Genomic DNA, 17,477 nt, shown 5'->3' with positions numbered 1-17,477 from the left:
GCCGGTGATGATGCCCATGGTCTGTGAAAACAGTAGGGAGAGCAGGAACTAGCCTTTCCACCAGATGTGCTCGGCGAACATGTAGCCCATAAAGCTACCCAAGGGCACGGTGCGATCCATGCCACCAATGCGGTCATCGTAGCTTTCGATGCTGCTTAGGAAGACGGGGATGCCGATGCCACCCTCTTCGTGGATCATGGTCTGCATATCGGCGTACATCTGTTTACGGGTGGCCAAATCCGGCTCTCCCCGCGAGGCAATCAACAATTGATCAAACTGCTCGTTGTGCCAGCCGGCTTCGTTCCAGGCCGCGCTGGAGAGGAAAAACTGTGAGAGCAAAATATTCGCTGTGGGGCGCGGGTTGATATTGCCGAACCCCAGCGGGTGCTTCATCCAGTGGTTAGACCAGTAGCCGTCAGAGGGAACCCGGTTGATATTTAGGTTGAGCCCTGCCTGAGCCGCGGACTGCTGGAGAAGCACGGCCATATCTTCCGACGAGGAAGCCGCAGGCGACGCCACCAGTGGCACAGTTGCGCCAGCCACCCCTGCCTTGGCAAGCAAAGAGGCCGCCCGTTCTGGGTCGTACTCCCGCTGGGGTAGCCCATCGAAGTAATAGGGGGAGCTAGAAATAATCGGCTGATCGTTGGCGATCTCGCCATAACCGCGCAGGGCGACGCGTTTGATCTGTTCGCGGTCGAAGAGGTACTTCATCGCCTCGCGGAATTCGGGGCGGCTGGTGGGCTGTTGGTCAAAACGCATGACCAGGTCGGTATAGTTACCGGCGTTCGTCGCTTTTACCTGATAGCCGTCACTGGTTTTCAAGCGCTCTGCGGAGTTGCCACTCACTTCATTAATCATCTGCACATCGCCAGACAGCAGCGCATTGACCCGGGACGATTCGTCGCTAATCCCCACCACCTCGATGGCATCCAGATAGGGATGGCCATCGCGCCAGTAGTTCTCATTCCGAACGCCCACTGAACGCACACCAGGCGTAAACTCTTGGCACTTGAAGGCGCCGGTACCCAACCCTTTCGAGAAGTCGGTCGTGCCGTCTGCCACAATCACAAGGTGCGAAACGGCGAGGATGGAGGGTAACTCGATATTGGGCGAGGAGAGGTTGAACTCGACACGCTGATCATCAAGAGCCCTGATACTGTCGATCTGGTCGACCATGGAGGCGACTTTTGAACCCGTAGCGGGATCCTTGTGGCGCATGATCGAAAAGATTACATCCTGGGGCGTCAGCGGTTTGCCATCGTGGAAGGTAACGCCGCGCCGCAGAGTAAAAATCCAGTGGCTGCCGTTGTCGGTATTCTCAAACGACTCCGCCAGGCAAGGCTGGGGCGTCAGATCTTCATCGTACTGGGTCAGGCCGTTATAAAACATATAGGCGCGGACATAGTCGATGGCCGTTGCCCCCAAGGCGGGATCCAGGGTGTCTTTTGTGGATGCTGAGTGTGCCGCTATGCGGATACGGCCGCCGTACTGGGGTGTCGCGCTTTCGCTATCCGCCGCCCAGGCCGAGGAGAAACCGGGAAAGGTACCGGCCGCGGCGGCAAACACGCCCGCTGCGCCAATGACTTTCATGGCTTCGCGTCGAGACAGCCCGCGCTGCATGGCGTTGTAAACCTGCATGCTTTGTTCGGGAGAAACAAACCGATCATTGGGGTTTTTTTCACGTGTCATAAGCCTTCTCCTTACTGCGATTAAGTGTTGTTGTGAGTCTGGCAGCGCGTGCTTGGCTGTTTTTTAATAGCTCTATTTTTAATAGCCTTGTTCTTAATAGCTTTTTTCTTAATAGCCCTGTTTTTGTAATCGCTGTTTTGATCGCTCTCTTGGTGAGTTTGGGAAGTAGTGTGAGTGCTGTGGTGATGGCTTAATGCAATCGATCCTGTAGTCGGTACCAGCTACCCACCAGGGGTAAAAACCACGGTTTGCCAAAATGGCCGGGGATAGCTGGCCACTTGGTATCCTGCCAAGGATGGTTTTGGCGGTTGCCAAGCATCACCTCGGCTAACACATGCCCCATATGCACCGACATCTGCACGCCATGGCCGCTATAGCCCATGGCGTAGTACATGCCATTGTGCTGCCCTGCATGGGGAAACCGGTCTTGGCTCATATCGACCAGCCCGCCCCAGCAGTAGTCGAGCCGCACCCCTTTTAGTTGGGGAAAGGCCTCTTCCAGCCCCCGGCGCAGTATCTCGCCGCTTTTGGCATCGGATTGGCTGCCGGACATGGCAAAGCGTGCCCGCCCGCCAAACAGCAGCCGGTTGTCGGCGGTAAGCCGGAAGTAGTGACCGACAATGCGGCTGGTGACATAAGAGCGCCGCTGGGGCAGCAATTGGGCACACTGGGCGGCTGAAAGCGGCTCGGTGACGACGATAAAACTGCCCACCGGCACCAGGCGGCGGCGAAACCAGCTTAGTGGGCCTGTCTGCGAAGCGCCGGTGGCCAGCAGCACGTTTTCGGCGCGAATGTCACCGCTGGGTGTGCCTAGCCGGTACGCGGACTTCTCGCGGGTGACGCGGGTCATCGGCGTACGTTCAAAAATATGCGCGCCATGCCTCGCCGCTGCTTCGGCCAAGCCGACGCCGAAGCGCCCCATATGCATCTGGCCGCCGTTACGCTGAAGCAATCCGCCATGGTAGAGCTTTGAATCGACTTCCTCTCTAACGGCGGCGGCAGAGAGCATTTCCACGTCGCTATCCACGTCGCGGCGAATGGCGTCGCAGGTGCGTGCGAGCTTGTCATAGTGTTCCGGTTTAGCCGCCAGTTTCAGCTTGCCGTGGCGCAGGTAGTCGCAGTCGATCGCTTCTTCGGCCATCACCTGCTCGACGCTGGAGACGGCATCGGCGTAAGTGGTGTAGTGAGCAATCGCGCGCTCGCGGCCAAGCTGCTCGACCAGACTGGCGTAGTCTTGGGCCACGCCGGTGTTGCACTGGCCGCCGTTGCGCCCCGAGGCTTCACCAATGATTTGGCCTGCTTCCAGCAGTGCTACCCGGGCCCCGCCCCGGGCCAGCGTGCGGGCAGCCGACAGCCCGGTAAAACCGCCGCCCACCACCGCAACATCGTAGTGCTCTTGGGTGAGGGCCTGCTGGCCCCCGGTGAAGGCGGGCGCTGTGGACAGCCAATAGGAGTTGAGTTGCATGGGCGGCTCCTGCACGGTGGGCGAAACAGTCAGCTTAAAGACCGACTAACGCGGGCAAGTCGCGGATATCGTTAATCTTGGTCGCCCCGTAGCCGTCGCAATAGGGCTCGTGGTTGCGGGCCACAAACGCCTTGTTCTTGATGCCCATTAGGTGGGCAGAGATAAGGTCATAGCGGAAGCTGGATGAGACGTGCAACAGCTCTTCGGGGTGGCAGTCCAGGCTGTCGATCATGGCTTCGAAGGCGGCTAAACGTGGCTTGTAAACTTTGAACGTATCGGCGGTGAAGACCTTGTGAAAGGGCACCTCAAGCTTTTGCACATTCGACATGATTTGGCTGTCATCGGCGTTGGAATAAATCACCAGGGGGATTTTGTCGGCAATTTTCGCCAGCCCCTCAATGACGTCTGGGTGTGGGCCCCAGGTAGGCACGGCCTGGTAATAGAGCATGCCTTCGTTGTCACGGTATTCGATGCCCCAGCGTTTGCAGGTGCGCTCCAGAGCGCTGCAGAGAACCTCCGCATAGGGTTTCCACTCGCCGAGTACTTCATCGTAACGATAAGCGCCAAAGTCCTGCACGAAGCGCTCCATGCGTTCAGCATCAGGGATGCGATCGGCAAAAATCTCGCGCGTCATGCGCCCCATCTGGAAGTTGGTGAGAGTGCCGTAACAATCAAAGGTGATGTACTTAGGGCGCATAATCTCGCTCATGGTGTTTGATCCTCTTTTGTCGTAATCGGAGTAGTTGGAGAGTCCTTAGCGCAGCTACTCATTTCATTACAGCATTCTTGAGCAGGCGCCAGACGCTGAAAGTACGCGCCCGGCTAACACAAACCGCCTTTTTTTGGGATTGATGCAGCATAGAATGCGGCAGGCCGATCACATCATTTCGGGCTGGCGGATACGGCTGCCATCGGAGAAGCGTTTGATGTGGTAAGGAGCAGGATCGACAACGGGCGTTGCATTGGTCGCTAAATCCGCCGCCAGCCTTCCTGCCCCAGGCCCAATGCCAAAGCCGTGGCCGCTAAAGCCAGCGGCGACGATAAAGCCGGGGATGGACTCAACCGGGGAGATGATCGGTATCATATCCGGTGTGGTATCGATCATGCCGCCCCAGGCGCGGGCAATATGGACACCTTTGAGCGCGGGGTACTCTGCCTGTAGGGCAGCCAGGGCGGCACGTGCCTGAGGTAGGTCAGGGGCGGGGTCAAGCACGCGCTGGCGCTCAAACGGCGATACCTGATCAAACTGCCAACTGCCGGCCGCTTCTGGCCCGTTAAAGAAAGACGCACCGATGCGTATCTGCAGCTTCTTGGCTAATTTACTGCGGTAGGCGGCGTAGAATTTGCTCGCGTAGCGAAGCCCCTGAGGGCTGATTTCCACCCGGCCAAGGCCCGACAGCGCCAAGGTGTAGCTGCCATCCAGGCGGCGGCGTAGAGCGACCTTGGGGGTAATTAAACAACCCGGCGTGACCTCCGGTGCGGCGGTAGTTTGCAGTGTGGTGCCCATGATATTGGCCGAGGGGAGCTCAACGCCGTGGCGACGGCAGAAGCGAGAGCTCCAGGCCCCGCCTGCACAGATAACCGTCGAAGTTTTTATCAATCCATGTTCAGTCCACACGCCACTCACACGCCCGTCATGCAGATCCAGGCCGCGCACCGCACAGTTTTGGTGAAGATAGGCGCCGTGTTCACGGGCCCCAGTGGCGATGGCCGAACAGGCCATTGAGGGTTCTGCCTGGGCATCGTTGGGCGACCAAACGCCGCCAATACAGGGTGTGGTGCTGCCTGGTGAGCGCTCACGGGCTTCTTCGGCACTCAACATATGGCTGATAAAGCCGCGTTCCCGGGCCTGTTTTCCCCAGGCCTCCCACTTGGCAAGGCTGGCTTGGCTATCGGTGGTGTAAACAATACCATTGCGCCGAAACCCCACATCGCGGCCCAACTCGGTAGAGAACGCTTCCCAGCGATCAAGGCTATACATGGCCAGTGGCAGTTCGAACATATCGCGGTTTTGCTGGCGTACCCAGCCCCAGTTGCGGCTGGACTGCTCGCCGCCGATAAGCCCCTTCTCCAGCAGGGCAACCGATACACCCTGTCGGGCCAACTCATAGGCTGCAGTAGTCCCCACAATGCCGCCACCGATCACCACCACATCCACCTGCTCGGGAAGGGTAGGAGAGTCGTGCACAGCGTCCACGTTGATAAACATGCTTGCTACCTCTAGTTGATAGATAAAGTAACCATCCAATACGCGGTGTCACTCACTGGTCGAGATCGATCAGCACGCTTTTATGCTGCAGGCAGGCGTCAAAGGCAGCACGCCCCAAGTCCCGGCCCACCCCAGAGCGTTTGTAGCCGCCAGTGGGAAGAATGTAGTCGTTACTGCGGCCGTAACGGTTAACCCATACCGTGCCCGCCGAGAGCTTTCTTACCGTGCGCAGCGCACGCCCCAGGTCAGCGGTATGAATACCGGCTGCCAGGCCGTAAACATCGTGCTCGGCCAGCGCTAGTGCCTCTTCTTCACTGTCGAAGGTTTGAATGGTCAGCACGGGCCCGAAGATTTCTTCCTCCACGGCGGGATTGTGTCGATCGTTTGTATGCAGCAGGGTGGGCTGATAAAAATGGCCGCCATCATGGCGTTCGAAGCGCTCTCCCCCGGCCAGCAATTCAGCGCCCGCCTCGCGGGAGCACGCTACAATCGATTCAATGCGGGTCAGCTGGGTGTTGGAAATAATCGGTGAAAACCAACCGCCTGCCTGCCAGGTGTGACCTGGGGTAAGGGCTTTGAAAAGCCCGCTAAGCCGTTCAATCATGGGCTCAAGCAGTTCGCGTTGGATCAATAGCCGCGAGCCTGCTACACACACTTGCCCGGCGTTGCCGGTAATCGCCGCGGCGAGGGTTTTAGCGGTGCGATCAATATCCGGGATATCGGCAAACACCAGCTGCGGGCTCTTGCCACCCAGCTCCAGGGTGACCGGCTTGGGCCCGGTTTCGGCACAGGCGCCCATGATGGTGCGCCCGGTCACCGTTGAGCCGGTGAAGGTGACTTTGGCCACATAGGGGTGACGGCATAGCGCGTCGCCAGTGACCGGCCCATTACCCTGAATGACGTTGAACACCCCTGGCGGCATGCCCGCCTTGATGGCTAGCTCGGCCAGCCGCACGGCGGTGAAAGGCGTCATTTCGGAGGGCTTAAGCACCACCGTGTTGCCCGCTGCCAGGGCGGGAGCGACTTTCCAGCAGGTCATGCTGAGGGGAAAGTTCCACGGGGCGATCGCGCCAACCACGCCGAGCGGTTCGGCAATCTGCATACCCAGGTGGTCGTGGGCGGTCGCCGCGACCTCGCCGCCGTGTTTGTCGGCGAATTCCGCAAAGAAGCGAATACCCTCGGCGGTGTAGGGCACATCCCAGGCCCGCGTCTGGTCGATCGGCCGGGTGGAGCCGAGTGATTCCAGTGGGGCGAGATAGTCAATATCGGCTTCAATCAGATCCGCCCAGCGGCGCATGATACGTGCCCGCTCCCGCGGCGCGCAGCGTGACCAGTCGCCGCGCACAAACGCTTGGTGGGCACTGGTGACAGCATCATCGACGCGATTGGCATCGGCCATGGGCAACTCGGCATAGACGGCCCCGTCGGAGGGACGGGATACGCTGAGCGCGCTTGGGTCAGTTACGTGCTGGCCTTGAATAAAGTGCGCACAGGGCAAGGCAATGCGGGCAGGATCGAAACTTGGCATAAGAGTCCTTGAAGTTAGTTCAATAGCGTTTTCGTTTACCTACCATCCTAGGTCGGATGCCCCAGCATGGGGTGCTGAGTACAGGGTGCTTGGGCGCAGGTGATGCGCTCACCTATAGCAGCGACGGTTAAATCTGCTGAATTGCGCAAAGCGCTCGTTTACGGCGTGGCATCGCGTCGCCCTGAGTGCCAAAGTAGCGGCAAACCGATCAACACCAGTTCAAGGAAAATAGTGCGATGACCCACTCCCCTTTGACGTCTGCTTCAGCTAACGCGACTGCCCGCTTTGAACGTGAGGGCTTAACGTGGCGAACAATAACCGTTAACGATCTTGAGGCGGCGCATAGCCTGTCCCATAAACTTGGCTGGCCCCATCGCATCGACGATTGGCGCCAAATGCTTGATGTGGGAGAGGGCGTCGCTCTGGAGAGCATCGACGGTGAACTGGTGGGCACTGGGCTCTGCTTCAATCAAGGGGCTATGGCCACCCTGGGGCTGGTGGTTATTAGCGACGAGTGGCAGGGCCTCGGGCTGGGGCGCGAGATGATGGTGCGGTTGATGGCGCTGGCGGGTGACCGGACGCTGCTATTAGTAGCCACGGCCGCGGGCCGGCCTCTGTACCAAAAGATGGGTTTTGAGGCATGCAATCGGATCTGCCAATACCAAGGGATAGTCACCGATACACCGCTTGCGCCGCCGCTGCCGGGTTTACGTGCGATGCAGGCAAGCGATCAGGCGGCGCTGGTTGCTCTCTCACCCGACAGTCCGGCTCATGCGGTGGTCGCTCAATCGGCTACCCATGGGATGGTGATTGAAAAGGCGGGCGTGATTGAAGGGGTAGCGCTGAAGCGAACGTATGGGCGCGGTGCGCAAATAGGCCCTATTCTGGCACGCAGTGCTGAACAGGCTCAGGCGTTGGTATTGGCGCTGCTGGCGGAGAGTGAGGGAGAATTTATACGCATCGACTTAGTGGATCCCGACGATGATAGCTGGCTGACTGCTTCAGGACTCAACTGCGTCGACGAAGTGACCCGCATGTACTATGGCGAGAGCATTGAGGAGGGGCCGTTAACGCGCTTTGGCTTGATATCTCAGGCCATGGGCTAGCGGTGGAGAGACCTTATGAACGCGAATATTGTGGATGCTGCTAACGCTATCACCCCCCAACTCAATGCCCAGCGGCGTGACTTTCATCGCTACCCCGAGCAGGGGTGGATGGAGTTTCGCACCGCCAGCCTTGTGGCTGAACGGCTTAGCCAACTGGGGTTTAGCGTTCAACTGGGGCAAGCGGTGGTGAGTGGTTGCGCACGCATGGGCGTGCCGGATAGGCAAACCCTGGAAGAAGCCTTGGCACGTGCGCGCACACAGGGTGCCATTGAACGTTGGTTGCCTGCCCTGGAAGGGGGCTTTACCGGCGTGGTGGGCACACTGGATACGCAGCGCCCTGGGCCAACCCAGGCGTTTCGTTTCGACCTTGATGCCTTACCCATCGTAGAGTCCAGCGAGGGCAATCACCGCCCTTACCAAGAGGGTTTTCACTCGCTCAATCAAGGCTCAATGCACGCCTGCGGCCATGATGGGCATGCCACCATTGGCTTGGGAATGGCCGAACTGTTGAGCCAATTTTCCAGTCAGTTGGTTGGCAAAATAAAATTGATTTTCCAACCCGCCGAAGAGGGCGTTCGGGGTGCTCAGTCGATGGTCGAGGCGGGAGTCGTCGATGACGTTGACAGACTGGTCGCCACGCATCTGGGCCTCGGCCACCCCAGCGGCCAGGTGATATGCGCGGCGGATGGCTTTCTGGCCACCACCAAGCTGGATGTTCACTTTTCGGGGAAGGCGGCACATGCCGGCGGGCAGCCAGAGATTGGCCACAATGCGCTACTGGCGGCAGCCCAGGCGACCCTGGGTTTACACGCCATCGCCCCACACAGCCAAGGCGCTGCGCGGATTAATGTTGGTCAACTGCATGCCGGGAGTGGGCGCAATATCATTGCCGATAGCGCGCTGTTAACGCTGGAGACCCGAGGCGCCACTGCGGATATAAACAGCTATATGGGAAACCGTGCCTTTGAGGTGCTCAAAGGGGCCGCCGCTATGCAGGGAGTAAGCATCTCTACCGAGCGCGTAGGCGCTGCTAGTGCGTGTGCCGCTAGTCCTGATTTGGTAGAAAAAATTGCCGCTTGCCTCGCCGATTACCCCGGCATCTCCCAGTTAGTGAGGCACGACGTGACGCCTGCAGGCTCTGAAGATGCCACCTCGCTAATGGCCAGGGTGATGGAGCGTGGTGGTCAGGCGACTTACATGATTTTTGGCGCTGATCTTGCGGCTGGCCATCATCACGCCAGCTTTGACTTTGATGAAGCAGTGATGCCGTTGGCGGTGGGTGCGTTGATGCAGGTAGCCCTTAATCCTTGAGATGATGCGGTCGTTTTTTTTGCTAAAAGCCATATCAAAACACCTCGCTAAGCGGTTATGGCGCTTAGCGAGGTGGCTCTGTGTTGTTGAATAGCGGTGATAGACAGTTCCCGTCTTGGCTTAGGCAACCTGTCTTTCAAGCTCGCCTGGAATCAAGAAGCCGCGCAGGATTTTTTCCATTCGCTGCCTTGCGTCAGCATGCTCAAGGTCAAGAAAATGGCCTGCATTGGGCACGACTTCAAACTCGCACTTCGGCATATAGTCGTCGGCGATTAGGATGTCTTCTGGCGTCGTGTACTCATCCAGTTTGCCATTAACGAAAAGCGTTGGTATCTCAATATTACCCAGCAGTTGCTCATAGTCGGTGTCGTTCATGGAAAGTATTTGCTCGATATGAAAGCAAACCTGTTGAAGTTCTTGATCATCTAAGCGTGAGAGGTGCCGGTAATTGATATATTTTAATAAGCGGGGTAAGTATTTTCCTACTTCTTCATTAAGCAAGTTAGCAGCGGTTTTGACATCGCCAATTTGAATATAATGGCGAGCACCATTGATATAGCGCAGCATGCCGACGTTAAGCTGAGTTGAAAATGAGGCTAGCACCGCTCTTTTAATCGATGTGGGGGATTGCGCCAATGCCATCATGGCGGCATAGCCTCCCCAAGAAACGGAAAGTAGCGACGTTGGCTGGTAACGTTCAATCAGAGCTAGGAGGATATTAACTTCATCATCCTTGGTAATGATGCCACCCACAGGGTTATGCGGTTTCGACTGGCCGGCAAAAGGCAAATCAAACAGGATAACGTTTAACCCGTCACTCAAGTATTTGACACAATTGGTAAAAGAGGCCGTGGTAGCTAGTGCACCGTTGACCATAATAATACTTTCAGTATTTTGAGGCTGTTGATAAAACTCTACATGCACGCAATGGTTGCCTATCTTAACGAGATCGGTATTGGCTTTCATGATCTTTTCCTTGCAGTAATTGGGTCAGTTAATGCGAGTTCTATTAATGTGAGCTCTATGCGCGTGCATGTCTGAGTAATTGATTATGAACCTATCAAGTTCATTAGCTGTCACAAGTGTGCAAGTTTTTTAGTATTTCTTTATTTATGTCTACATGATTGTTGAAGGTATTGGCGGCTGTGTATGTAGGATATTGTTGATAGTATTTGTAAGAGATTCGCTATACCTATGTAAGAAATGCCTTATAAGTAACTTTTTAATACGCAGTTGTTAGTTAATGTGTAGTCGGGTGGTGTTTGGATTAATTCACGTAGTTAAATATGACTGATGAGTATTACGGTGAATTAAAGATAACCCCCTCTCCAATCTCAGGTGAGGGGGTTATGGGAACTGGCTCAGTACGCGGTGCAGAACCGCTGATTGGTATGGTGTGAGTTTTCCAGCTCATCAATCATGGCGATGGCGTAATCCTGTACGGAAATACGGCTTTTACCTTCGCTATCAGTGAGTAGCGTATCGGTGCCAAGCCGGAAACTGCCCGTGCGCTCGCCAGGGAATATCTCAGCGGCGGGGGAGAGAAATGTCCACGCTTGAGCCGTTTGCGCGCGCAGTGTTTTAAGGGCCGTTTTCGCCCCTTCCGCTGTAGCCCGATACTCTGCCGGGAACCCCGGCGCATCTAACAAAAGCTTACCTGGCGCTACCTCGAGTGTGGCCGCGCCACCTACTACCAGTAATCTAGGCACAGAAGCGTGTTGGGTGGCGGCCAAAATCGAATTAAAGCCTTTGAGATAGTAGTCGTAAACGTTCTCCTGGGCATGGCCGCTAAAGGCACTAATAACGGCTTCAAAACCGCGAAGCTGACCGGCGAGTTCATCAGTATTTAATACATCGGTTTTAACGATAGTGACATTCTCCTGTGGTGCCACCCGTTCAGGGCGAGTCACTAACGCCGTCACGTGATGACCGCGGGAGAGTGCCTCGGTTAACAGGGCGGAACCAATAAATCCGCTAGCGCCAATCAGTGCAATCTTCATCGTAGTACTCCTTCAGTGGGTAGTCGCTGCATTGTCGTACGCGTTATTGATTTGAAAAATAGCCATTAACGTAATTTACTGTTGTTGTTTTCATAACAATAGGGCTCTAAATGACCACCGCCAGCGAGTTCGATTTAAACGGTTTGCCGATCTTTATCGCCCTGGTGGAAGCCGGCAGCTTTACCAAGGCAGCGGAGCGGCTAGGCTGCACAAAAACCCGGGTAAGCCTGCAAATTCGGCAGTTGGAGACGCGACTGGGGGTAACGCTGTTCCTTCGTACCACGCGGCGGGTTCAGCTTACCCAGGCCGGCGAGGCGCTTTATCATCAGTGCCATCCGCTGTTAACCGATCTACAGGGGGCGCTTGCCAGTGCCGTGAGTGACACACAACAGTTGCACGGCGAGCTGCGTATCACGGCCCCTGAAGATTACGCCGCCGGGGTGTTGAGCGAAGCGGTGGTGGCGTTCAGTCGTTTGCACTCGGCACTACACATACAACTACGTAGCGGCGACCAAGTAAGCGATATGGTTCAGGAGGGTATCGATTTAGCGTTTCGTTTAGGCTGGCTAAAAGACTCCACGCTACGCGCCCGTCGGATAGGCACTTTTCAACAGCATGTGGTGGCTGCTCCTGATTACCTGAAACGCCACGGCATACCCACACATCCCAAGGCGCTGGAAGCCCATGCGTGGATCGCATTTACACCGCTAAAAGCGCCGTTAACCTGGGCTTTTCAGCGACGCGATGAGCGGTATGAGGTGCAAATGAGCGCAGGGTTAGCGGCCAATTCAACGGCGAGTTTAGTCGCGCTGATGGTCGCTGGCGGCGGTCTTTCCGTAATGCCGGATATGACCGCGGCGCGAGAGATAGCGGCCGAACGTTTAGTACGCGTGCTTGACGAGTGGGCACTGCCCGAAGGCGGTGTTTATGCGGTATATCCGCCAGGACGACACGTAACCGCTAAAGCGCGTGCATTTATGACCTTTTTTGACGCCTGGTTGCAAAGAGAGCCCTAACGCTATACCACGCCAAGAATGCCCTTGTTCTGAGATAAAGCTTTGTTGGAACTGATGCTCTCTGCAGTGGGTAAAACTCATTAGCTGGGTGTTTCTTTTGGCAGACTTGTCTACCCTCTGCTATAGGGCACGGCAAGCTGGCGCGTCTATAACATACCTAGTGGACGTTATCTCGTCGGGGCTTCCCATACGCCGCCAAAAACACATCCACGGCGCTGCTGATTTGGCGGTGAAGCTCTTCATCACAGGGCGGTTGGCGCACGCCCATACGGACTTCTGTGACCAGCGTGCCCTGCCACATGCTGCACAGTTGGTCGGCGGCAGATTGAGGTGCGGTAAGCGTTAAGTGCCCGCTGTTGGCTAACCCCTCCAATTTCTCCTGAAGCCACTGTTTAGTGGCCCAGGGGCCTGCCTCGAAATACGCCCGTAGCAGCTCCGGGTACTGCTCGCCCTGGGCGGTCATTACCCGTTCAACCGCCAGCACATGGGGCTCTAATAAAAAGCGCACCAGGCTTAAACCGACCTCGATCAGCGATTGGCGCACCGCCCTGTGGGTGTCGGGCAGTTTATCCAACCCGCGGCGGATGATGGTGGTTTCACGCCGGATCACACTGCCAAACAGGGCCTCTTTGGTTACAAAATGGCCGTAAACGGTGACTTTGGAAACCCCCGCTTCTCGGGCAACGGCTTCCATCGTTACCCCCTCTAAGCCATGGCGAAAAAACAGACTTGCCGCCGCATCCATCATGGCATTCCGTTTAGCCATATCTTTAGGTCGGCCAGCGCGGCGTGTTGGTTCCGGCGATGTATGTTGAGAATCTGTCATCCAGTGCAATCCGTGCCCATCGAGTAAATAAATATTGAACGTACGCGTACAGGTATTATAGTGGACGGTATCGTTCAAGAATAAACCATTTCGAGGCCATTATGGTTAGGTTATTAGCGTCTTCTTGGCGCCACCGACTACGCGGCATGTTGGCGGCGCTGCTGATGATAGGTGTCACACTGGTGGCGGTGTTTTTCCTGACCAGCCAGCGCAGTAGTGCTCAGCTGGCCCGCCAGCAAGGCGCTGATAACGCCCTACTGCAGGTGGCGACCGAGGCCCTGGAACAGGCTGAACAGCTGCAGCGGGAGGTGCGCTTAACCGGGCGTGTGGTGGCGCGCCAGTCAGTATCACTGGCGTTCGAACCCGCGGGGCGGGTCACTGCTGTGTCCGCCGACAGAGGTGATGCGGTTGAGCAAGGGGATGTGCTGGCCACGCTGGATACCCGCCGATTAGAGAGCCGCTTGGCGGAGGTCGCCGCGCGCAGTGAAGAAGCCCGTGCCAGCCTCGCCCTTGCCCAGCGACAGGAGGAGCGTGAGGCGCAGCTAAACCAGAATAACTTTGCCAGCCGTACCGCACTGGATCAGGCCCGTACCGATCGGCTAACCCTTCAGGCTCAACTTGCGGCGCTGGCTGCCGAGCGCGATAGCCTGACCGCCGATTTGGATGACAGCACATTAAAAGCGCCCTTTACCGGACGGGTGATCGAGCGCCATGTCAGTGTCGGCAGTCTGGTGAGTAGCGGAACGTCGGCTTTCGATCTTATCGATATCGAACAGTTAGAAGCGCATCTTGGCCTACCTGCCGCGCTAGCGGCCACGTTTACCCCAGGCGAGGCCGTTGAACTGAGTGTCAATGGCGAGGCGATCCGCGCAGAGGTGCGTGCCCGGCTGCCCCAGGTTGACAGCGACAGCCGCACCCAGACGCTGGTGGTATCGCTGGAAGCTACAGACCACGCCGTGCCCGGCGATTTGGCAGAACTGCGCTACACAATCACCGAGCCCGCAAGCGGCTACTGGGTGCCGTTGGACTCCCTGCAAGCCGCTGACCGTGGCCTGTGGAATGTATTGGTGGCCGAGCCGCTAGAAAATGATCACTACCGTGTGGCCCAGGCCAGCGTAGAACTGCTGCACAGCGAAGGCGACCAAGCCTTTGTGCGCGGTACGCTAGCGCCGGGTATGCGGCTGATTACCAGCGGCACCCACCGGATTACCCCAGGGCAGCAGGTCACGCTGAGTGAGGAAGTGGCTAATGAAGCGCCTTGAGTGGTTATTTAACCGACGACTGTTAGCGCTCGCGCTGGGCCTTCTTGTGGTCGCCGGGCTGTCGGCCATTCAAACCTTGCCACGTGCGGAGGATCCTCACTTGGTGGCGCGCATGGCCACCGTATTAGCGCCTTTTCCGGGCGCCACCCCCGAGCAGGTTGAAGCTTTAGTGGCGCGTCCCATTGAGGATGAACTACGCACCATCGCTGAGATTAGCGTACTGGAATCCACCTCACGCCAAGGCATTGCGGTGATTAGCCTTGAGCTTGAGGACGCTGTGACCAACGTAACGCCGGTGTGGAGTCGCGTGCGAGACAAGCTGGCCGACGTGGCGCCTACGCTGCCTGACGGCGTGCAAACGCCGGAGCTGTTGGATGATCGGAGTTACGCGTTTAGCATCGTGGCCGCGCTGCGCTGGACACTGGACGCCCCACCCAATCCCCAACTGATGGAGCGCTACGCTGAGCGATTGGAAGCCGCGTTTCGAAACGTCCCTGGCACGGAGTATACCCACCGCTTTGGCGTGGCGGGGGAGGAGGTAGAAGTAAAGGTTAACCCGCTTGAGCTCAATGCTTTGGGGCTTTCCGTTGGGCAGTTAGCGGCCACCATTGAAGCAAGCGACGGTCGGCGTACCGCAGGTGAAGTGGTGTCCGACGGCCACCGGCTAACGGTGGGGCTAAGCGGTGAGTTCGATGCGCTTGATAGGCTGCGCGATATAGAAGTGGCGACTCGCCAGGGGCAAACCGTCAGGCTTGGCGAGTTGGCTGAACTACGCCGCGGCGTACAAGACCCGCCTGCCGCGGTGGCCCTGTTAAATGGCGAGCGTGCGGTATTTGTCGGCGCCCGTATGGCGCCCGGCCAGCGAATTGATCGCTGGGTGGAACAAGCCCAGCTGCAGTTGTCGGCGTTTGCCGACGAGCTACCGATTGGTATCGCGGTTGAAGAAGTCTTCGAGCAAGCCAGTTACACCAATCAGCGTTTGAGTGACGTGGCAGTTAGCCTATTGATAGGGCTGGTGCTGGTGGTGGCGATCTTGTTCCTTACCATGGGCTGGCGCTCGGCGGTGACAGTGGGACTGGCGATTCCCGCCACGGCTCTGCTGACCCTGGCGTTCTTCAAACCGCTGGGTATCGATATCCACCAGATGAGCATTACCGGCATTATTGTGGCCCTGGGGTTGATGGTCGATAACGCCATTGTGATGACCAACGCCCTGCGCGAGCGTTTTTTGAAAGGCGATTCAGCGCTGGCCGCTACCCGAGACACACTGCGCCACTTGGCAGTGCCGCTATTGGCCAGTACCTTAACCACCATTCTGGCGTTTATGCCGATTGTGTTGATGCCAGGCCCTGCGGGGGAGTTCGTAGGCCCCTTGGCCATGGCGGTGATGGTTGCACTGGTAAGCTCTTATCTGGTCTCGTTGCTGCTGGTGCCAGCACTGTCACCCATGCTGTTAGCCAAGGTTGCTGACAAACCTCCAGCGCCAACCGAAAGCGGCATCAGCTATAGGGTTAAGCGCGGTTTTCGCCGAACGGTACGTAGCGCGCTGCGTCATCCCTGGGCCGCGATGATCATTACCTTGTGCGTGCCGGTGGGTGGCATGGCGCTGATGCCTACACTGGACGTGGCGTTTTTCCCACCCGCAGACCGCGATCAGTTTCATATAGAGGTGCGCTTGCCTCCTGCCAGCAGTATGGCTAACAGCGAAGCCCTGGCCCATGAGGTCGAGGCGATGATTCGGGAGCTGCCGGGCGTCACCCGCGTCTCGGCGTTTGTGGGTGAAAGCGCACCGATGATGTACTACAACGTGCTTACCAATGAGGATAACAACCCAGCGTTTTTGCACCTAGTGGTGGATACAGCGTCGTTACAAATCACTAACGAGCGCGTGCCCGCCCTGCAGCAGGCGCTTGATCAGCGTTTCCCCCAGGCCCAAAGCGTGGTGCGCAAGTATGAGCAGGGCCCGCCGTTTAAAGCCCCGATTGAGCTACGGGTCTATGGCGATGATCTAGCGGTGCTGTCATCGCTGGGGCTTGAGCTGGCGGGGCTCATGCACGAACTGCCGCAAGTCACCCATGTGCGGGCGGGCATGCAGCGTGATTTGCCCAGGTTAACCCTGGATATCGACCATACTGCATTGAGTGATGTTGGGCTGACACCGCAGCGGTTAGCGGAACAAGTGGGTGCCGCGCTCTCGGGACAATCGGCAGGCATGCTGCTGGAGGATACTCAGCAACTGCCGGTGCGGGTACGCTACGCCGATGAGTGGCGCACTAACGCCGAGCAGTTGGCGGCGCTGCGCTTGGTCAGCGACCAAGTAGCGGAGGGCCTGCCACTGGCGGCGGTGGCGGAGGTGTCGCTCATGCCTGCCTGGAGCGTGATTACCCGCCGTAACGCGGAACGGGTTCAGTTGGTGCAAGGGTACCTGGTGGCTGACGCTTTGCCAGCGGTCTCCATGACTCAACTAGATGGCAAGCTTCAGGCGGCGTTGGACTCGGGGGCGTTTCAATTGCCACGGGGCTACCGCATTGAAACCGGTGGTGAAGCTGCCGAGCGTGATGAAGCCGTGGGCCAGCTGCTTGCTTCGGTGGTGTTGCTAGTCATCGCCATGGTAGCCACCGTGGTGTTGGCCTTTAACTCCTTCCGGCGGGCCGCCATCGTCTTTATAGCCGGAGCCCAGGCAATGGGGATGGGCATTGTCGCGCTGCTACTCAGCGGGCATGCGTTTGGCTTTGTGATTATCGTTGGTATTATGGGCTTGGTGGGGGTAGCGATTAATGCCACCATTATCATTATTGCCGCCTTGGATGACGATGAAGCCGCCCGCCGAGGCGACATTGACGCCATGCTGGCGGTGATCAGTGGCCCCACCAGCCGACATATCGTTTCGACCACGATCACTACCTTTGCTGGTTTAATACCGCTAATGGTGGCTTCCGGCGGTCTTTGGCCACCCTTCGCGCAAACTATTGGATTTGGTCTACTCTTAGCAACGCTAGTGTCGTTTGTCTTTACCCCAGCGCTATATCGGCTGTGGGTATCGCGACCTGTTGATGCCTAGCACC

13 protein-coding genes are annotated in these 17,477 nt (G+C 57.5%); 5 read left to right on the top strand and 8 right to left on the bottom strand.

Annotation, left to right across the window (positions count from 1 at the left end; genetic code table 11):
* Window positions 1–48: 48 nt before the first annotated feature.
* The 5 genes from A6R74_RS15705 to A6R74_RS15685 all read right to left on the bottom strand — a co-directional run bounded on the left by A6R74_RS15705 (window position 49) and on the right by A6R74_RS15685 (window position 6,891).
* On the bottom strand, window positions 49–1,689 hold the full coding sequence (locus A6R74_RS15705; RefSeq protein WP_064235417.1) for an ABC transporter substrate-binding protein: 1,641 nt from the start codon (window positions 1,687–1,689) through the stop codon (window positions 49–51).
* A gap of 190 nt (window positions 1,690–1,879) precedes the next feature.
* The gene (locus A6R74_RS15700) at window positions 1,880–3,154 is read right to left on the bottom strand and encodes an NAD(P)/FAD-dependent oxidoreductase (protein ID WP_064235416.1); all 1,275 of its coding nucleotides are present in this window, start codon (window positions 3,152–3,154) and stop codon (window positions 1,880–1,882) included.
* A 34-nt stretch (window positions 3,155–3,188) separates the two neighbouring features.
* Complete coding sequence (locus A6R74_RS15695; RefSeq protein ID WP_064235415.1) at window positions 3,189–3,863, bottom strand: haloacid dehalogenase type II; 675 nt, start codon at window positions 3,861–3,863, stop codon at window positions 3,189–3,191.
* Between the two features lie 168 nt (window positions 3,864–4,031).
* Window positions 4,032–5,363 carry an NAD(P)/FAD-dependent oxidoreductase gene (locus A6R74_RS15690; RefSeq protein ID WP_064235414.1) on the bottom strand — a complete coding sequence of 444 codons (1,332 nt, stop codon included), beginning with the start codon at window positions 5,361–5,363 and terminating at the stop codon, window positions 4,032–4,034.
* Window positions 5,364–5,415: 52 nt separating this feature from the next.
* Window positions 5,416–6,891: an aldehyde dehydrogenase family protein gene (locus tag A6R74_RS15685; protein ID WP_064235413.1), complete on the bottom strand. Its 1,476-nt coding sequence runs from the start codon at window positions 6,889–6,891 to the stop codon at window positions 5,416–5,418.
* Window positions 6,892–7,127: 236 nt separating this feature from the next.
* On the opposite strand from A6R74_RS15685, the gene A6R74_RS15680 reads away from it, so the two are divergent.
* Complete coding sequence (locus A6R74_RS15680; RefSeq protein ID WP_082906704.1) at window positions 7,128–7,997, top strand: GNAT family N-acetyltransferase; 870 nt, start codon at window positions 7,128–7,130, stop codon at window positions 7,995–7,997.
* Between the two features lie 15 nt (window positions 7,998–8,012).
* Entirely contained in the window at window positions 8,013–9,308 is a 1,296-nt protein-coding gene (locus tag A6R74_RS15675) for an amidohydrolase (protein WP_064235412.1), read from the top strand.
* 120 nt (window positions 9,309–9,428) lie between these two features.
* Here the strand turns inward: A6R74_RS15675 and A6R74_RS15670 are convergent, their stop codons facing one another.
* Entirely contained in the window at window positions 9,429–10,274 is an 846-nt protein-coding gene (locus tag A6R74_RS15670; protein ID WP_064235411.1) for an alpha/beta fold hydrolase, read from the bottom strand.
* A 395-nt stretch (window positions 10,275–10,669) separates the two neighbouring features.
* Window positions 10,670–11,308, bottom strand: coding sequence for an NAD(P)-dependent oxidoreductase (locus A6R74_RS15665; RefSeq protein ID WP_064235410.1), 639 nt, complete (start codon window positions 11,306–11,308; stop codon window positions 10,670–10,672).
* Between the two features lie 110 nt (window positions 11,309–11,418).
* Here A6R74_RS15665 and A6R74_RS15660 point away from each other — a divergent pair, with 110 nt between their 5' ends.
* A complete protein-coding gene (locus A6R74_RS15660; RefSeq protein WP_064235409.1) occupies window positions 11,419–12,324 on the top strand; it encodes a LysR family transcriptional regulator in 906 nt (301 codons plus the stop codon).
* Between the two features lie 157 nt (window positions 12,325–12,481).
* Here A6R74_RS15660 and A6R74_RS15655 read toward each other — a convergent pair whose 3' ends face one another.
* Window positions 12,482–13,150: a TetR/AcrR family transcriptional regulator gene (locus A6R74_RS15655; RefSeq protein ID WP_064235408.1), complete on the bottom strand. Its 669-nt coding sequence runs from the start codon at window positions 13,148–13,150 to the stop codon at window positions 12,482–12,484.
* A 101-nt stretch (window positions 13,151–13,251) separates the two neighbouring features.
* Here A6R74_RS15655 and A6R74_RS15650 point away from each other — a divergent pair, with 101 nt between their 5' ends.
* Together A6R74_RS15650 and A6R74_RS15645 are read left to right on the top strand one after the other, a co-directional pair.
* Window positions 13,252–14,412: an efflux RND transporter periplasmic adaptor subunit gene (locus A6R74_RS15650; protein WP_064235407.1), complete on the top strand. Its 1,161-nt coding sequence runs from the start codon at window positions 13,252–13,254 to the stop codon at window positions 14,410–14,412.
* Complete coding sequence (locus tag A6R74_RS15645) at window positions 14,399–17,473, top strand: efflux RND transporter permease subunit (protein ID WP_064235406.1); 3,075 nt, start codon at window positions 14,399–14,401, stop codon at window positions 17,471–17,473. Before A6R74_RS15650 ends, A6R74_RS15645 begins: the two co-directional genes overlap by 14 nt.
* Window positions 17,474–17,477 lie beyond the last annotated feature (4 nt).

It is taken from the genome of Halomonas sp. ALS9 (genome assembly GCF_001651035.1).
Taxonomy (GTDB): Bacteria; Pseudomonadota; Gammaproteobacteria; order Pseudomonadales; family Halomonadaceae; genus Vreelandella.
This window is presented reverse-complemented; position numbering and strand designations above follow the sequence as displayed.